The organism is Paenibacillus sp. FSL H8-0457 (assembly GCF_038051935.1).
In the GTDB taxonomy this organism is placed as follows: Bacteria; Bacillota; Bacilli; order Paenibacillales; family Paenibacillaceae; genus Paenibacillus_AQ; species Paenibacillus_AQ lautus_A.
In genome coordinates this window covers 1,200,195-1,217,715 of sequence record NZ_CP150293.1, presented here as the reverse complement: position 1 = coordinate 1,217,715, position 17,521 = coordinate 1,200,195, and the positions used below count along the sequence as shown (strand labels likewise).

The 17,521-nt window shown below is 48.4% G+C and carries 13 protein-coding genes; 1 reads left to right on the top strand and 12 read right to left on the bottom strand.

Annotated features, from left to right (window positions below; translation table 11 throughout):
* Positions 1–30 precede the first annotated feature (30 nt).
* Together MHI43_RS05250 and MHI43_RS05245 are read right to left on the bottom strand one after the other, a co-directional pair.
* The gene (locus tag MHI43_RS05250; RefSeq protein ID WP_036661807.1) at positions 31–2,478 is read right to left on the bottom strand and encodes a DEAD/DEAH box helicase family protein; all 2,448 of its coding nucleotides are present in this window, start codon (positions 2,476–2,478) and stop codon (positions 31–33) included.
* The gene (locus MHI43_RS05245) at positions 2,459–2,788 is read right to left on the bottom strand and encodes a nucleoside triphosphate pyrophosphohydrolase (RefSeq protein ID WP_036661809.1); all 330 of its coding nucleotides are present in this window, start codon (positions 2,786–2,788) and stop codon (positions 2,459–2,461) included. The genes MHI43_RS05250 and MHI43_RS05245 overlap by 20 nt, the downstream gene beginning before the upstream one ends.
* A gap of 600 nt (positions 2,789–3,388) precedes the next feature.
* On the opposite strand from MHI43_RS05245, the gene MHI43_RS05240 reads away from it, so the two are divergent.
* Complete coding sequence (locus MHI43_RS05240) at positions 3,389–3,802, top strand: hypothetical protein (RefSeq protein WP_036661811.1); 414 nt, start codon at positions 3,389–3,391, stop codon at positions 3,800–3,802.
* 704 nt (positions 3,803–4,506) lie between these two features.
* On the opposite strand, the gene MHI43_RS05235 is transcribed toward MHI43_RS05240, so the two are convergent.
* The 10 genes from MHI43_RS05235 to MHI43_RS05190 all read right to left on the bottom strand — a co-directional run bounded on the left by MHI43_RS05235 (position 4,507) and on the right by MHI43_RS05190 (position 17,411).
* Positions 4,507–5,130: a hypothetical protein gene (locus MHI43_RS05235; RefSeq protein ID WP_036661812.1), complete on the bottom strand. Its 624-nt coding sequence runs from the start codon at positions 5,128–5,130 to the stop codon at positions 4,507–4,509.
* Positions 5,131–5,782: 652 nt separating this feature from the next.
* Positions 5,783–7,864, bottom strand: coding sequence for an alpha-glucuronidase family glycosyl hydrolase (locus tag MHI43_RS05230; protein WP_036661813.1), 2,082 nt, complete (start codon positions 7,862–7,864; stop codon positions 5,783–5,785).
* Between the two features lie 15 nt (positions 7,865–7,879).
* Positions 7,880–9,502, bottom strand: coding sequence for a response regulator transcription factor (locus tag MHI43_RS05225; protein ID WP_036661814.1), 1,623 nt, complete (start codon positions 9,500–9,502; stop codon positions 7,880–7,882).
* A 354-nt stretch (positions 9,503–9,856) separates the two neighbouring features.
* Positions 9,857–11,182, bottom strand: a complete 1,326-nt coding sequence (locus MHI43_RS05220) for an extracellular solute-binding protein (protein WP_036661816.1) — start codon at positions 11,180–11,182, stop codon at positions 9,857–9,859.
* A gap of 113 nt (positions 11,183–11,295) precedes the next feature.
* The gene (locus tag MHI43_RS05215; RefSeq protein WP_036661817.1) at positions 11,296–13,020 is read right to left on the bottom strand and encodes a sensor histidine kinase; all 1,725 of its coding nucleotides are present in this window, start codon (positions 13,018–13,020) and stop codon (positions 11,296–11,298) included.
* A gap of 111 nt (positions 13,021–13,131) precedes the next feature.
* On the bottom strand, positions 13,132–13,977 hold the full coding sequence (locus MHI43_RS05210; protein WP_036661820.1) for a carbohydrate ABC transporter permease: 846 nt from the start codon (positions 13,975–13,977) through the stop codon (positions 13,132–13,134).
* Entirely contained in the window at positions 13,974–14,927 is a 954-nt protein-coding gene (locus MHI43_RS05205; protein WP_012819174.1) for a sugar ABC transporter permease, read from the bottom strand. Before MHI43_RS05205 ends, MHI43_RS05210 begins: the two co-directional genes overlap by 4 nt.
* 286 nt (positions 14,928–15,213) lie before the next feature.
* Positions 15,214–15,966, bottom strand: a complete 753-nt coding sequence (locus MHI43_RS05200; RefSeq protein ID WP_036661822.1) for a superoxide dismutase family protein — start codon at positions 15,964–15,966, stop codon at positions 15,214–15,216.
* A gap of 123 nt (positions 15,967–16,089) precedes the next feature.
* Complete coding sequence (locus MHI43_RS05195) at positions 16,090–16,530, bottom strand: hypothetical protein (protein WP_036661824.1); 441 nt, start codon at positions 16,528–16,530, stop codon at positions 16,090–16,092.
* Positions 16,531–16,559: 29 nt separating this feature from the next.
* Positions 16,560–17,411, bottom strand: coding sequence for a hypothetical protein (locus MHI43_RS05190; protein ID WP_036661825.1), 852 nt, complete (start codon positions 17,409–17,411; stop codon positions 16,560–16,562).
* Positions 17,412–17,521: the final 110 nt, after the last annotated feature.

The following is a 17,521-nucleotide window of genomic DNA, read 5'->3' as shown; positions in this document are numbered from 1 at the left end:
CAAGCGATTTAATATTTGAAAACCCCCTCATCACTGAAGGGGTTCCTGCTTCTGCTCTTTACGTTCAAAATGATGATGCAGCCTATATAGGCAGATTTCTTTTGTCCACCGGTGCAAAATGGATCGATGTTCAGGGGCAGGTTCGAATCTTAGACTATACATCCCATCTTCGAAGCGGGTCATGCTTCCTTTAGCCGATCCCCATTTTGTCATTGGCATCCGCTCGATGAGCTGGCTAACTCCGGTCTCATTGTATTCCCAGAGTCGCTTCGAATCCTTATCGGAGAAATCGATTCTTCTCCGATATTCCTTTTCCGTTAGGTATCTGTGAAAGAATGGCGCTACTTCCTGAGGAATAACCGATTCTGCCCAGTGTTCTGGCCCTCGCTCGAGCATATAAAGGAGAACTATCATTTTATAACTCTTGGTCATAGTGGTCTTCTCGACATCACGTATCCAAGCCTCATATTGATAATAAATCTCCTCTTCTTCCTTCGTTAAGCATTCGGACCAGAGGAGAAATCCAATATAAGAACCGAATTCATTCCGATATTCCCAGCTGTTCGAGCTCCCATGCAGGTGAAGCTCCAAATATGTAGGGATTCGACCGAGCTCATTCTTGAGATCCAGGAAAGAACGGTGCAGACGCTCGCGATGTGGTAGTTTCTTACGGCTTAATTCGTCCAGCAGATTAATAACAGACGTCTCCAAGTGGAGTTCGCATCCATCGGGCACCGTCGGGATGATCGGTTCCTTTGCCGTTTTCTTCCCTTCACCGTCATTTGCGAATAATCGAAGCTTCACGTCTGCATTACGATAATTACCGATGAGGTCAATGATTGTGCAGTGCGTCTTTTGCTCCGTTAACCGCAGTCCCCGGCCAACTTGCTGTGTAAATACGGTTAAGGATTCGGTCGGTCGGACAAAAAGCAGGGTATCCACACTAGGAATATCTACTCCTTCATTGAACAAATCTACCGTAAATATGACTTCTAAATCGCCTCTATCTAGACGGTCTATTGCCTCTCCCCTCGTGGTTCCTATGGCTCCCGAATGAAGGCTGACTGCAGCTACCCCTTTGTCTTGAAAATAGCCCGCCAAAAAATCCGCTTGTTTGATCGATGAGCAAAAGCCAATCGTCCGTGTTTGCTTATGCTCATTCCAGGCATCGTAGATCTTGTCAGCCAGCGACTCTCTCAACTGTGCTGCAGTCAACTGCTCGTCATCATAATGCGTTCCTAGCCACTGGATGGATGAATAATCTGTATCGTCATAGACCCCATAGTAATGGAACGGGGACAACCAGCCACGACGGATGGCTTCAATGAAATGAATCTGGTAGGCGACGTTGCCATCACAAAGGGCATACACATCCTTCCCATCCATTCGGTCTGGTGTTGCCGTGATGCCAAGTAAAAACTTCGGCTTAAAATACTGGATAACCGATTGGTATGAGTTTGCAGCTGCATGATGGAATTCGTCCACCACGATAAGATCAAATCCGTCCGGTGCGAACGATTCACGATGCTTCTTCATCCCGAGCGTGTAGATAGAAGCAAACACACAATCCGCGTTCCCTTCTTTTTTGACACCGTTATAGATACCGAAAGTTTTGTCCGGCATGATGCGCTGGAATGACCGTTTGGCTTGATGGAGAATTTCTTCTCGATGCGCAATGAACAGTACGCGTTGAAAACGCTGTGCAAAAAAGCCTGCTAGATAGGTTTTTCCGAGTCCGGTAGCCATGACGACCATAGCTTTGTCATATTCTTCTTCTAACGTTCTCTCTAGAGCATCAAGAGCATCAATCTGAGCAAAACGTGGATGAATAGACACTTGTTCGTCTTCAGAGGCCTTATCCTCAATAGGGTCGCTAGCGTCTTCGGTTCGGTACTCATTCTCCTCCATCTCGGTTATCATTCGAATAAACTCTGGATTTTTACGGTGGTACGTCCGATATTCTTCCTCATACAGAGAAATGGTGTTGTAATTGAGCGGCAGCGTAGAATCGTGATAAAAGTTTTGCATAAACTTTTCAAGCGCGACTTGGAACGTATATGGCTCGGCCTTTGCATTCATAGCCAGGTTCCACTCCATCCCCATTCTCATGGCAGACATGGAAAAGTTAGAGGAACCGACGATAAGGAGCCCTTCACCATTTTCGTAGTCAAACAAATAGGCTTTAGGGTGAAAGGAAGTTCCCATACTGCGCCATAATCTTGCCTCCAACCGGGGATCGATATTACGTAATGCCTGCAAACCTTCAGGCTGCGTAACGAATAAATAATCCCCAGCGAGAACCTTTACTTCAGCACCCCGTTCGATCGCACCTTTTAAATGTGGCGCCAATAAACGCACCCCTGACTGCATGACGAAGGAAGTCATAATATAGATTCCGGAAGCATTCTGCATTCCGGTGATTAAATCGTCTGCTAAGTTTTCCGTAATCAGCTTGACATTAAGCGTTGTCGTCGACATCAATTAGATACACCCGTTCCTGGAATCCGCCCCGAGCTTCCGCCTTCTTCTCTCTCAAGGCTTCAAGCTCTTCCCATGTTGCTCCATGTACGACCGCCAACGCCCGGATAACCTCAAGCATATCTGCAAGCTCTTCCAATGACTCCTTTGAACTTTCAGCAGCAAAGTATTCCTCCGACTCTTCTTTAAGCTTTATGATCAATTCCTTCTTATACTCTTCCTCATCCAAGATCCGTGTGCGAAATTCTTTGCCTGTAGCTTCAATCCCTTGGGGAATCAGATCCCGAACTAGCTTATTGTAAACTGGCATAGATTCTCATCCTTTACATGGTTAATTATGTAATCCTATTGTATCATAACAAAAGTTCGAAGAAGCTTGCTGGCGTTAAACGAAGTATAGAACCTAGAACAGAATATTAGTCCAATCCTCATCAACGTCGGATTAGTCATGCACTTGTAAACCAGCTTATACAGCAATCATTCGGTACCGAAAGGTTTAAACGCATATGTCGCAGCATGTTAAGATCAAGCCACCAAATAATATGCAAGTAATTAATTTGTGATAAAAAACCTAATTAAATAAATTATGTAATAAAACTACAATTAAGAGATTCAGTCGGCCGACTTTCAATCCCAATACATTAAGAGGGCTAATATTGAGGCATATTCTCAGATTTATAATGTCACAACTTGCTCAAAGAGGAACAGCGGTTGTTGTTTCCACTACGACTAGGAACGTGGCTACAAGGCCCATGCTATTGCAGAGGCCATTGTCGATGGAATTACTACAACAATGAGTGATAACTTACTTGTAGGTAAATCATCAGGCATGAATGCAAGCGAGAAATATTACGATATCCAAACAGGGGCACAGAATGCCAATGTTAATTAACATAAAGGAGATCAAGATATGGCAGTACTTAACGACAACTTTGACGAGGGGACTCGGGTAGAGTTTAGTTTCATATCCCGGATACCAGGTGAAGACGAAGGTTGCCAGATCAACTTTAAGTTCTTTAATTCTAATAGGTTAATCTATGACTTAGATTTTGGTTGGACAAATATAACCATTAGAAATTACATTGCAGTAACTTCGGAATTTCCTATAGAAACACTCCATGGAATTAAATTAGATGGATTATTTATGTCTTTCGAAAAACATCTTTACGAATTAAGTTGGGAAGAAAGCAATTCGAATGGAATATATAATTTGTTTTTTAGGGAGGCTGATCAAGACTTCAAGCTTACGGCTGATATAGAATCTATAAGAAAGTTTGGTTCTGAATTTAAATTGGATTGGGACAAAGCTCCCGTATTAAGATAAACACGTTAATGAAGCCGCTAATTAGCGGCTTTTTTTACTTTGAATCTGTCCTCGAGCAGGAGATCAAAATGTGGTTATTGAGTCAGAGCACACTGATTGAGGTGCTAGAACCTGCACACTTTCGGCTAGAGATACATAATACGATCAGAGAAATGTTGGACTTGTATTCATGAAACTTGTTTGTTTCACGCTTCAACGGGCAGCTCATTAATTTGAAAAGTTCTCCATTTATGAAAGGGAGCCGATATATGACCTCGGCTGCTCGACGGGCGCATTCTTCATGGAGTCTTCCTCTTGGTACCTCATCCGGATTCGCGGAGCTACTCGGACCAGCTGCAGCTTTAGGGCCCCTACCGGTTACATCGGCCGCCGCCGGAGTTTATGGCCAGAAGACATGCCAGGTTACGGAAACTGCCCACCTTAATCATCGCCAGTGTGTACATAATACAAAGTAAGTCCGTACATAAGAAATTGCCGCCCATCCTCCGACAGCGGAGGTGAGCGGCGACACCCGGTTTACCTATTGTGTGTGCTATTCTTCTTTTTTTTGATACTCCTAAATAAATCCACTAAAAAAATCAATATTGTTATAAGAATAGAATGTATCAAGGGCTTAACATAGCTGGATTCATTGTAAATAAAGTAAGCTAGTATAAAGTTAATTATGAAAGTAATAAAATATCCCAATGTTAAATCAACTCATTTCAGTACCAAGGTTCGATGACAGAGCTTTTTCGAATATCTAATTCAAGGCTACCGCCAGTATAGTTAGAATTCTTTGTAACCCTTATTTCTTTTTTTAGTTCATAATCTCCGATGAAAGTGCCGTTATGATCAAAGAATCCAGGGCCTAATTCTCTGTAAGAGTATTTAATGTAAAAATATAAAGTTTCTTGTTCAGCATTCACAAAATAATAGATTCCAAATCCAGCCGCAGCGGCAACACTAATTTTCCATGGATCTGGTATGAATTTATTTTTCGCCCATTCAGCTACGGCTGCCGCTAAAGCCGTTCTACTTGCTGCTCTGAATTTCGAATCTGATTTTATATCATATAGTGCCATATGTGTCCAAGCAGTCGGGTATGAAGCAGCAATACTAAATTCGGAAACAAGCGACTCATTAGCCTTGGCTAAAGCTTCAGGTGATGTCTCAACTAATTTTAGCACACCATCTACTATTTGGAAATCAATGTTGTTTTCCTCTAAGACACTAATAACTCTTTCATTTTGAGGAGGTGTAATTTCTTCGTTGTTATCAGCAGCAAGTGGAACAGAAAAAACAACCAATAAGCACATAGAGAGAAATAGAGCAGTCAATCTTTTCATTAACATTTCCTCCTAATTTAGTTTTAAATTACAATCCAAATATAACACAATGAATTAGCAAATAAAAGAAAATACTTTAATATTATTCCATTAATGTATCGTTTACCCTATAGACCGAACCTTGAGTCATATGTGGATGGGCGTCCGTGGATGATCACGGCCAATCAGTATGAAGTGCAGGTATATACCCACCGTTTCTAGAGTCTCCAGAATTAAATCCTGAATGGTCATACTCCGGACGCCGACCGTCGTCATTTGAAGCTTTATCGATGGATTAGGCGGAAGTTAAGCAAGCGAAAACCCATCGTGTACGGTAGGTCGCCTGACAGAGGGTTCCGTTTAGTTCATTACTTTGCGTTCGTGGGGTTCGACCACAGCTTTTTGTCCGAGAGTCTTGCCGTTCCAGCGGCGATGGCTCTTGGCGTGGCTACCTTCCTAGTATCCCTTCCGGATCCTTGCGGAGCTGCTCGGCCGGTTGCAATTCCAAACCGCCACCGATATCATTTCAAAGAGTCGCTCGAACAAAGTCTACTATTTCCCCCTGAAACATGATATACGACGGAAGCACAGCTTGGTTCATAATATATGTTCTACACCCCCAACAAAAAAGACCCCGAATTCCAACCCAGGTTGAAATTCAAGGCCCTTCCCCCTACGAATAGATCACGCGATGATGCTCATCTGCTATCCCCGATTTTCGATAAAAATACGTATTGATAACATCGCGCCATTCCTTTGCACTCTCCAGTTGTTTCAGCAAGCGCTGTTTAACATGCAGGAAGCGCTGCCGATCAAGCTTATGCTCCAAGGCATCCCAGCGTGCGAGCCACTGTTCTACCTGCTCGACTCCTGCAAAATGAGTGTCATAAATATGCTGAATGACCGTCTTGCCGGACTTTAAAACATGGGTATACGGAACATGGTGGATAAATAGCAGCAATTCATCCGGGCAAGTCTCCAATCGCTCATACATCGACGCATTGGCGCCAATATATTGGCCGGCGTACCCCGTTCCCGTCGCCTGCGTCCTGTCAACGCCGATCCCGTCGCGGTCCGCGAAATGATACGTTCCCCATTTGGAGTATTCGTAACCGTCCACGTCAGGACCGTAGTGAACATGCGGCACGACCATCCAGCCCACGCCAAGCGGGGAGGTATAATTCTCGTAAGCCGGCCACGATTCCATCAGAATATCCATCACGGTCCTCGTCACATCCGGATCGGGTCCAAAGGTCATCCGGGTCCATTCCTCGCCGATCTCCTCCGCCGTCAGCTCCGGATTCCACAGCAAGCGGCCATAGCCGTAAAGATTGGACTGGGCAAGGTAGTGACCGGTCCAGTTGAGGTCATCCCCAATATTGGACACGGCTGTTATGCCGCTGTACTGATAAGGATACACTTGTCCGGCTACAATATCTTTTACCTTGCTGCCCTCCCCTTGGCAGAGCGTATCGAATTCGAGCACCTCTTTCCATTGCGGAATCAAATAGCATACATGCCTTTGCTGTCCCGTATACTCCTGCGTAATCTGGAATTCCAGCAGCTGATTCGTTCGCTCCATCGCTCCAAACAATGGCGATACCGGCTCTCTGACCTGAAAGTCCATCGGACCGTTCTTGATCTGCAGGATCACATTGTCCTTGAATTTGCCGTCCAGCGGCTTGAAATGATCATATGCGGCGCGGGCGCGGTCCGTCTGGCGATCCCGCCAATCCTGATGGCAATCGTACACGAAGCATCTCCATAAGACGAGTCCGCCGTAAGGCTCCAGCGCTTCTGCCAGCATATTGGCTCCATCCGCATGATGGCGTCCATAGGTAAACGGGCCGGGACGGTTCTCCGAGTCGGCCTTGACCAGAAATCCGCCAAAGTCAGGAATGTACCGGTAAATATCGGCCGCTTTCTGCTTCCACCAATTCTGAACGGCCGGTTCTAACGGGTCAGCCGTGGACATATCCCCCAGCTCGATCGGTGCAGCAAAGTTCACGCTGAGATAGAGGACGATGCCGTAATCGCGGAACACATCCGCTACGCGTGCCACATCCGGTAGCAATTGCGGCGTGATCAGCTTCGTCTCGGTCTGATGCACATTCACATTATTGATCGTGATTCCGTTAATCCCGACAGAGGCCAGCATTCTGGCGTACGCCCGGACACGAGTCAGATCCGAAGCGATGGTATGGTCCTTATAAAATATCGATCGGCCCGCATATCCGCGCTCAATGGTTCCGTCCATATTGTCCCACTGATTCACCATGCGAAGCCGGTACTTCGGATGTTCGATCAGATCAAGCGCTTCGTTCGCTTGGCCCGTCTGCAGCAGACGCATAAAATGAAAAACCCCGTACAGAAGTCCCCTATCCGATCCTCCTGCAATGAATATGAAATCTTGGTCTTCTCTTACGACGCGGCGTATGATGTAACCTTCATCTCCCACACGTCCGGCTTCCTCGGCTTCCGGCGAGCCGTCAAGCAACTTCCCTTCGATGCTCCCCAGCGTCCCTGCGACCAAGCAGGGGCCGGCTTCCATCTCTTCACTAATGAAGGGCTGTTTACCTGTCAGCAGAGCAATGCCCGTGGTCAACTCCTGAATCGCTGTACGAAATACTTGCGAAGAAACCGCCTGCGCGGTCACGATCTTGCCCAAATAGCTTTCCAGCGGCTTTATTGCCACAGCATGCTTCAGCGAGCTCCCATCAACCTGCAACCATGCCGGATCATAACTGCTATTCATAATGCCTCCTCATGATCATTTCACGAGCTCCGTCGGGTTCATGCCCGTGAATTTCTTAAATACCGTGCTGAAATACGGAATGTTTTTATATCCGACCTGTTCTGCCACTTGGTACACCAATGCATTTTTCTCCATCAGCAGCTCACGGGCCTTCTCGACCCGCACTCTGGTCAGATAATTGTTGAACGTTTCCCCCGTCATATTCTTAAAAATCATCGACAAGTAGTTTCTCGAAATATATACCTTATCCGCCAGTCCCCCAAGTGTGAGATCTTCGGCATAGTGCTCGTGAATGTACTCGATCATAAAGTCGACAGCCTGGCGATGCTTTCCGTTCCCGCCCCATTCGCGGCTGCCGAACACGAGCCCGATCTTGGTGATCAGCCATTCCGCAAGCTCGGATGGACGCTGTAGCTTCGCCATTTCGCGCGTAATGCTATCATTCGGGAAGAAATCGTCAACGATGGTCCCCGTCTCATAGAAAGCAAAGGCGATAATTCCCCATAGCTCCCCTGCCAGCATACTGACGTATGGTTTGGTGATGCCCCCTTGCTGTTCCAATCGCTTCATATAGTCCCTGATGATCGTTTGTGCCTGATGTTCTTGCGAGGTTCGAATCGAACCGGCCAGCTCCAGGTAAAGCTTAACAGGACGAACGGGAGACTTGGCCTCCGCATTGCCCGGCTCCTGTGCACAGTAGAAATACAGCTCATACTCCGGAACCGCCGGCTGCGTATTCACATCGATCGCACGAAAGGCTTCTTCTGTCGAGATACCGATTTCCCTTATATTGCTCTTGCGATCCCCGATGCCGATTCGGAGCTTCAGCTTCAAGTAGTTCTGCACACAGTCGATTAATCGGACACCCAGCTGTTCCAGCTGCTGCCGCACTCGCTCGACAGACCCCGTTCGATCATGATGAATAATGACCACGGAGCGGTTGGTGTGGAGATCCGTATGGTCGAAGCGGGGGAATGCCGCCTGCGTAATTTCGCACACCATATTGCTGATTGCAAATCGAAGGAGGCTCCAGTCCGGCAAGCTTAGATTAGCTGCCCGTTGATCGGAAATCAGCTCGATGCCAATGACCGTATGATCGAAATCGGACCAATACCGATAAGGCTCCGGGATTTCCGTTTGGAGACCTGAATGTTGCAGTGCACCCGCTGCGGCCGATTTGACCCACTCCTTCTCCACGAAGGGCTCGTAAAGCTGCAGCTTCTGGAGCAGTTCATCCTGCTTCATGCGCAGCTCTTCCTGCTCCTCCAAATCGGATATGGCTTCATTTAAAACAGACTTCAGCGTCGGAAGGCTGATCGGCTTGGATAAGTAATCGCTCACGTTCAGGCGCAAGGCTTGACGGGCATACTCGAAGTCCGAGTAACCGCTCAGAATGATCACTTTTCCTGAATAGCCGGTGTTCTTCCGCAGCTGCTCGATCATATCCAGACCATTCATGACAGGCATATATAAATCGGTAATCACGATGTCGGGGCTGGCCGATTCAATCATTTCAAGCCCTTCTTCCCCGTTCAAGGCTTCTCCCGCCCACTCTGCATTCAGTTCATCCCAAGGGATGGCTTTTCGGATTCCCTGTAGCACGGCGCGGTCGTCATCAACGATTCCTATCTTCCACATCTGAAGATCCTCCTTCTTATTTGCAAAAAGGCAATGCTTCACCCTAACGGTAATACGCCATGCCCGATAGGCTATGAAACCGCTCAGGCATGACGTAAACCGGGAGTAGACCGGAACAATAAAGCTGAAATAATGATTTGGATGCGGGGGCAAGTACGTAAAATGTTCCTACGATCGCTGTTGCTCCCGGATTTTTGGATTTTATATTAAGTGGTAAAAATCCGGTCACAAAGGCGCCCCCTGGGTTTAGGCTTCCGATGCAGCTTTCGATGCAGCTTTCTTTCAGAAAGCTTTTACCGAATCATTTTACTCCCTTGCTAGCATCCATCTAGTTCTCATCTCATTTTATATGATCTATTCATATTCCTGCGCGGCCTTCTTCAACGATTCATAGGCCTTCTCCGGTGTTGTTCTGCCGAAGCTCAGCTCATCCCGGACAAGCGGGAAGTCTTTATCGATGAAGTTCACCCAGCCTTCCGGCCCTGTCGTAAATATCTGTCCGTCCGGCGTCGTTGCGTCAATCAGCTTCATCCCGACCTTTTCGCCCTCCGGAAGATTCGGAATGAGCGACTCGGCGATCTTGGCATTGGCAGGCACGCCTCGAGCAGTTCCAAGGATAGCCCCTGCCTCCGGATCATTGATGAACCAGTCGATGAACTTTGCCGCTTCTTCCTTGTGCTTGGAATTAGGCGAAAGACTGAAGTACATGGACGGCTTCAGCCAGCCTCCCGCTTCCTCGGCCCGCGGCATCGTAACCAGATCGTACGCCCCTTCCTTCATGCTGTCCCATGTGGTGTAGTTATTGGAGAAGGAGTAGCGGAATAAGATTTTGCCGTTGACCAGCAGGTCTGCCGTCGGATCCATTTCCTTGTCGGATGCGTTCAAATCGGCTGGAGGTATAAGTCCGTCCTTGCGCAGCTGTTCAAACTTCTTGGTCCATTCCAGGAAAGTCGCTTCATCAATATTGAATTTGCCGTCTTCCGTAATCAAGGTACCTTTGCCCTTGGCATAGTGATAAGCGCTGAACATAAAGTAGTTGCCGGCATAATCCAGCGTGAAATATTGGCCTTCCGCCAGTTTAGGCTTTACCTCTTCCGCCAATGCGAAGAAATCATCCCATGTCCAGCCGTCATTCGGCATCGTCGCGCCCAGCTTCTCAAGAGCCGCCTTGTCGTAGATCATCCCAAAAGCAACCGATCCCAGCGGCACGCCGTATTGCTTGCCGTCTCTCTGCCCGATTGGCAGCAGGCTCGGCGTCAATTCATCCAGTTTAACCTTGGTGTCGAGCTCTTCGAGCTGGTTGCGGGATGTCCAGTCCGAAACCCAGCCCGGGTCCATTTGGAAAATATCCGGCTCGTTATGCGCCGCTGCTTGCGTGGAGAGTTTATCCAGGTAACCGTCCATCCCGGAATATTCGGGCTCGAAGGTAACGTGCGGATTTTTCTGCGTATAGGTCTCCAATGCCTTCAGTGTAGCTTCGTGACGCGGCTGCGAACCCCACCACATAATCCGAAGCTTGACATTTTCCGCCGCCGAACCGCTTTCGGCCTGTGTATTGTTCTTGGTTGAGGTTGTGCTTCCCGTGCTTGAGTTGGTGCTTCCGTTACCGCCGCATGCCGCCACCAGCAAGGAGAACACCATCCATAACGCGACAATCTGCAATCGCTTCCATTTGTTCATGCCGACTTCCCCCTAAAAACAATATATTGTGGTCAATATGTATCCTATCAATTCAGAGATGACTGGAGTATAAGAGAGATGCACAATTTATTATAAAATCGTCTGATTATGCTTTACCGCTGTGCTTCCTCAAGCCTTGGAAAGGCGATCGATACAACCACTCCTCCATTCTCTCCATCTTTAACGAGGATCTCATAATCATCGTTGAAGAACGCCGAGAACCGCTCTCTCACATTCCGGATCCCGTAACCTCCTTTGCGGCGATGGTTCCCTTTGCTCAGAGGAGCAAGCCCGCTCCCGTCATCGATAATCGTCATTCGGACCCGGCTGCCCTCTTCCTCTGCCTTAATCTGAATTCGGCCGTTTTGCCTTGAATTAAATCCGTGTATGATTGAATTTTCGACGAAAGGCTGGAGCGTCATTTTGGGAATGAATAAGTTGCGGATTTCCTGGGAGGCATGCACCTCGTATTCCAGACCGTCTTCCCACCGGATCTGCTGGATTTCCAAATAGCATGCGACGTGAGTCAGCTCTTCTTCAATCGTAATAAAGCTTTCTCCATGCGATAACCCGATGCGGAACATGCGGCCCATCAGCTCCAGAATGCGGCTCATCTTCTCCTGTCCCTCCGCAATCGCCATCCAGTTCAGCTGGTCCAAGGTGTTATATAGAAAATGTGGGTTAATATTGGCTTGTAGCGCTTCGATTTCCGCCTTGCGCTGCTGCTCGTAACGCTGCGCAAGGGATGCGTACAATGCCTGGATTCTCTCATTCAGTCTGCGAAACCCTGCAAACAGAATGCCGAATTCATTCGTGTAATCGCCGGCCAGCTCCGCTTGCTTCCCTCCAACATCGTAATTCTTCATCGCTCTCACTAACTGGGCGATCGGCTTCAACAATTGCCTGCTTAACCAGAGCGTTAACAAGAAAGCCAGCAATAGGGCTCCGATGCCGATGGTAATAATGGCTCCAGCCAGCTTGACGCTGCCTGACGTAATTCTCTCCCAAGGGGTAATCTCAACCAGCATCCAGTTGGAGTCGGCGACTTTGGAATAGACGACCAGAGACTCGACGCCATGCGGCTGTGTATGCAGCCGTGACACACCGGATTGGTCCGTGAACCGCAAATCCTGCTCCTGTAATCCGGCATCCCTCATTGATTTCCCGACGCTCAGCAGCTCCCTGCCGTTCAGATCCAGCAGCATCCGGTTCGAATCTTTAGAGTATCCTTCGAGAATCCCGCGGATCCAATCCGCTTTCACATGCACGACAAGAATACCCAAGTACCGGGAGTTGTTGTACACCTTGCGGGAAAAGCTGAGCACAGGCACGTTCCCATTATAGGTCGTTAAATCATGCTCCTCTGACCAGGAGAAGTCATTGTTCTGCAGCAAAGGATACCATGGCTTTGTCGCAGCCTCCGTTAATCCATGGAACTGAATATAGCTCTGCCGATCCCCCCACTCCGGCTGTTCCATATATAAATCGATGGCCTGAATTTGCGGAATCGAATAGGTGAGATGAGCCAGCGCTTCCTGTATACCCTTGGACCTCCTGTAGTGGTTGAACTCATCTTCTTTTCCCGACAGAAACGTAAGTAAATCATTGTCCCTGGACGTGGTCAGCGATATCTGCTCGATCGACGTCAGGCGGCCCGTAATTTCGTTGTTCAGCTCCTCAAGCAGTCTTTTTTGATAATACGACGTGTTTTCGGCCAATTCTCGCGAAGTCATGACATAACTGGTCCATACCGTGATCGCCAGCACAATCGTGATCAGCCCTGCAAAGCAAATAATAAACAGGGAATCGATCCGGTATTTTTTGAAGGGATTGATCATAATTCTCATCCTCCATGCTTTACATTCCTATCAGAAAAAAACATTGAAGCTGTGCGGCGTACCGCTGCCTCAATGTTTCCTCATTTTATAATATAACGGTAGGGCTAGCTACTACCCTTTTAGTCCTGTGGTAGCCACACCCTCTACAAAATATTTCTGGGCAAATATAAACAGCAATGTAGCCGGCAGAATGGATACGAGCGACATTGCGAGCAATTGTCCCCATTCCGCGCCTCCTTGTGAATCGTTAATCATCCGCAAAGCCAAGCCTACCGTGTATTTGTCGACGGAATTAATGTACAGGAGATGACCAAGGAAATCATCCCAGTTCCATAAGAAGCAGAAGATGATTACCGTTACGATGGAAGGCTTCATCAAGGGCATCACAATTCTCCAATAAATCCCGAACCAGCTGCATCCGTCGATCTTGGCCGATTCATCCAGCTCCCGCGGGATCCCGCGTATGAATTGAACGAGCAGGAAGACGAAGAAGGTTCCTCCCGCCCCTCCCGCTAATGCATGTGGCACGATAAACGGCAGGTAGGTGTTGACCCAACCAAATTGGTGGAACATCGCATACTGCGGAATGATGAGCACTTGGCCCGGCAGCATCAGGGTGAGCATGAGCAGAGAAAACCAGAAGCCTCGAAGCGGAAAGTCCAGTCTTGCAAATCCGAAGGCAACCAGCGTACAGGAAATCACCGTTACAATGATCACCGCAGTAATTAAATAGAAGGTATTCAAATAGAAGTCGGTAAAGGTGAACCCCGGAACGGAATTCCATCCGTTGATGTAATTGGACCACTGCGGCACGGACGGGAAGATGGACGGGGAACTGAGCTCCTGGTTCGTTTTCAGTGAGGCGCCAATCCACCAAATGACCGGATAAACCATAATCAAGCTGAACATAATGAGGACCGAATGGCGGATCACGGGGTTCCATTTGCGTCTGGTCATTTTCCTTTCCCTCCTTGACTCTCGGATTCGTAGAATACCCAGTATTTCGAAGTCAGGTTAATGATCACGGCGGCAGCCACAATCAAGATCAGCATGATCCAGGCCAAGGAAGAGGAATAACCCAGCTGATAGCGGCTGAATGCCCGTTCATACAGGTATAACGCATAGACATAGGTAGAGTTCATCGGCCCGCCGCCGGTGATGACGTAAGCAGGCGTAAACATCTGGAAGGAGTTAATGACCCCCATAATGAGATTGAAAAATAACGTGGGTGACAGCATCGGAAGCGTGATTTTGAAAAATTGCTTTAGCTTGCCCGCGCCATCCACCGCGGAGGCTTCATATAGATCATTCGGAATCTGCTTCAGGCCTGCGAGGAAAATCACCATCGATGAACCGAATTGCCATACCGACAAGCCAATGAGAGACCATAATGCGGTATCCGGGTTCGTGACCCAGCCCGTTCCGGGAATTCCGAAGAATCCAAGCACTTGGTTGAAGAAGCCGTCCACGCCGAAAATATTTTTCCATAGCAGGGAAACCGCGATGCTCGCCCCGATCAAGGAAGGGAAATAAATGGCCGTTCGATAGACGGATATCCCGCGCACGGCCTTTTTTAGCAGGAGAGCAACCATCAGCGCGGCAATTAGCTTCAGCGGCACCGAGGCGAGTACATAATAAAACGTGAGCTTGAGTGATTGGGCAAATTTGTCGTCCGCCGTAATGATGCGCTCGTAATTGTCTAAGCCGACCCACTCGATCGGCTTCATGAGGGTGTAATTTGTGAAGGAATAGTACAGGGACAACAGCATCGGATAGGCTGTCAACGCCAGAAATCCGATCAGCCAAGGGGAAATAAACAGATAACCTGCAAGGGGAGAGTCCCAGCGCTTGCGAAATGGCTTTTTGCGAACAGGTATTTCGGATGCTAAAGATGTTGCTCGTTCCATGAATTCACTCTCCTTTTCAGTACCTTAAGTATAGAAGGAGAGCCGCCGGGAACTACATGAGACAATTGTTCAAAATCATTCAATATTTTCAGAATGTGTCATCAGAAATGAATACGACCAAGAACCCCACCGCGTCGAAGCGAGTAATTCAATTTTATCCTGCGGGGTTAATTCTCCAGGTGCACTTGAACTAGCATAATTTAACAAAAAAACGCACCTCCCCGTGGAGATGCGTTTTTCACTGAATTTCATATGCTGCAAACGGATGTACTATCAACTTGCCAGATTACTCCGGTATATTCCCGCCCGCCACGCGATCGCCGGAATTGCCCGCCGGGTCGGTGACATTGTCATCCTCGCCGGCATGTATGATCAACGAGCGTCCCAGCACCGAGTTCGGCTGGTTCTTTTCCAGCGTGCCATGCTGAATGATCGTCTCCGCTTCCGCGGTGCCGTCCGCGCCCACGACCAGGTTCGGCATGTCGCCGACATGGCTTCCTTGCGGATTCTCCAGGCCATGATGCTTGTGGGTCGGATTAAAATGCCCTCCGGCAGATTTAAAATCCGTTCCCTGAATGGCATTCTCATGCACATGGAACCCATGCTTGCCTGGAGTGAGGCCGGATGCGGTAATCTTCACCTTCACCCCGTCATTGATCTGCTCCAAGGTAGCAGAGCCAACTGGCTCGCCCGCCGCATTGTACAGCTTGACTACAGGCTGCCCCAGGGATTCTTTCCTGGAAGCCTCGCCCCAGTACACGGGTTGGTTAACCGGATCTGAAACCATGCGAGCTGGCGCATCGCTGCTGTCGGTAGGAATCTTAGGATCAGAGGTCGCCGTCTCTTGTTCCGCAAATGGACCGTCAGCGGTGGCGTTGTCCTTGCCGTTAACGAAATGGCTTATTTTAGACATCGTGTGTTGAATCGTATCTAAGGTGCCTTCGGGATTCGCAGCAGCGAACATAATCCCTATAATCAGCAGGGCTCCGGCAAGAAACGCTCCAGCCATATATTTTAACTTGTTGGTCAACTTTTTCACTTCATCGCCTCCTGAATGATGATATCATTCATCTCCCAATCCTCTGATTTTATACATCCAAATCGTTATTTTATGGGATATGAGGCATTCGGCGTTGGTCAGAGAGGGGCTCCGATGACGGCTTTAACGCCCCTCTGGCAAAATGAGTTCTCTCATCCGATCTGTATGTTTGGCGGAAACCACATATACATCTTCTCCCCAATCTTTGAACCCATAGCTGAATACACTTTCCTGACCCTCTTCCCCTAACCACAGCTTGACGGCATGGATCGGAGATTGCTGGGCATAGACGACCATCACATCGTAATCCGGGTCCGTTCGTTTGGCATCATCCGGCTGCTTGCGGGCGGTACGGATCGCTTCCTCAAACGCTCTTACATCTTTCGCTTCCTTAAAGGACAACAGTGTATCCCCATTCATCTCGTCCCATGTCTCGAACGCTGAAATCCGGATTTCGGCAACCTGTTCGTCCAGAAGCTGCATCGTCTCCCAACCGGGTTCCTTCTCGCAGCCTACCAATAGAGCCGTTATGTAGAGCATCATGATCATGAGTAATCGCTTCATTAAACAATCCTTCCTTATCTATGAAAATATTATGGGATGATTCCATGCCGCTTCAGCTTGTCCATTAGCATGGTTCTGAACGTCTCTTGGTCATAAAGGGAGTTATTGATTAACTCCTTGTTCAGTCCGAGCTTGTCCAAGATCCTGTGCTCCAACTCGCGCCGGGCCTCCAATACTTGCAGAGTCCCTTCGACGCCTTCCAGGCCGTGATGTTTGCCGTACCCCTGTCCAGTGTAGTAATGGGCAAACCCTGTGGACCATGCCTCCGGGCGTTCCCGGGCGGCCTTGCGGAATGCGTATTCCAGGTCGTTCTGCTCAATGTAGAACAGGAGGGGATTTAGCGAAAGGACCGCTTTTTCCAGCCCCAGCACGTAGTCCGTCACTTGATCTTCCGGCGCATCATGCTTCACCATGCCGACGGTCACCGGATTCTGAATGAAACAGCACTCAAAAATCGTGACGGTAGGCTCATGCAGCGCCTGCTCGGCAAATGCCTCCCACCGATCGGTGATGAGCCACCGGTTGAGGTCCAGCGGGAGCTCGTAAATATCCTTCTTAGCCAACGAATGATATAGATCATCCGGAAAAGAAGCGCCATATTCGTTCTTCAGCTTCTGGTAGGGCAAGAGATTCCAGCTGCCTTTTTTGACAGCCCGTTCGATCCATATTTCTTTAAAAGGGCCTGCGACTTCCAGCAACTGCCCGAATTCCTCTTCCGTCAGACACGCGGTTCCCTCATAATCCGCCGGGTGGTTGGTATCCCCCTCCATCACCAGCCGGGACTCGATGTTGTGCTCGGAAAGAATGGCATGAATCATACGGGACGTCGTTGACTTGCCGAACCCCGGCAGGCCCTCAACCATGATTAATTTCGTCTTCATTTCAAATCCCCTTCAAATCTCAAAAAATGTTTGCAGCTTCATGTATTCTGTGGGAGCCTGTGAATATCCTTTTCTCTATCTATTGATTAGACCCAAATTAAGGTATGATA

Bases quoted from the DNA above. Each gene is read 5' to 3' on its own strand.
- MHI43_RS05225 (WP_036661814.1), bottom strand. From the start codon at position 9,502: ATGTGGAAGATAGGAATCGTTGATGACGACCGCGCCGTGCTACAGGGA.
- MHI43_RS05210 (WP_036661820.1), bottom strand. From the start codon at position 13,977: ATGACCAGACGCAAATGGAACCCCGTGATCCGCCATTCGGTCCTCATT.
- MHI43_RS05215 (WP_036661817.1), bottom strand. From the start codon at position 13,020: ATGATCAATCCCTTCAAAAAATACCGGATCGATTCCCTGTTTATTATT.
- MHI43_RS05220 (WP_036661816.1), bottom strand. From the start codon at position 11,182: ATGAACAAATGGAAGCGATTGCAGATTGTCGCGTTATGGATGGTGTTC.
- MHI43_RS05245 (WP_036661809.1), bottom strand. From the start codon at position 2,788: ATGCCAGTTTACAATAAGCTAGTTCGGGATCTGATTCCCCAAGGGATT.
- MHI43_RS05205 (WP_012819174.1), bottom strand. From the start codon at position 14,927: ATGGAACGAGCAACATCTTTAGCATCCGAAATACCTGTTCGCAAAAAG.
- MHI43_RS05230 (WP_036661813.1), bottom strand. From the start codon at position 7,864: ATGAATAGCAGTTATGATCCGGCATGGTTGCAGGTTGATGGGAGCTCG.
- MHI43_RS05250 (WP_036661807.1), bottom strand. From the start codon at position 2,478: ATGTCGACGACAACGCTTAATGTCAAGCTGATTACGGAAAACTTAGCA.
- MHI43_RS05190 (WP_036661825.1), bottom strand. From the start codon at position 17,411: ATGAAGACGAAATTAATCATGGTTGAGGGCCTGCCGGGGTTCGGCAAG.
- MHI43_RS05240 (WP_036661811.1), top strand. From the start codon at position 3,389: ATGGCAGTACTTAACGACAACTTTGACGAGGGGACTCGGGTAGAGTTT.
- MHI43_RS05235 (WP_036661812.1), bottom strand. From the start codon at position 5,130: ATGAAAAGATTGACTGCTCTATTTCTCTCTATGTGCTTATTGGTTGTT.
- MHI43_RS05195 (WP_036661824.1), bottom strand. From the start codon at position 16,530: ATGAAGCGATTACTCATGATCATGATGCTCTACATAACGGCTCTATTG.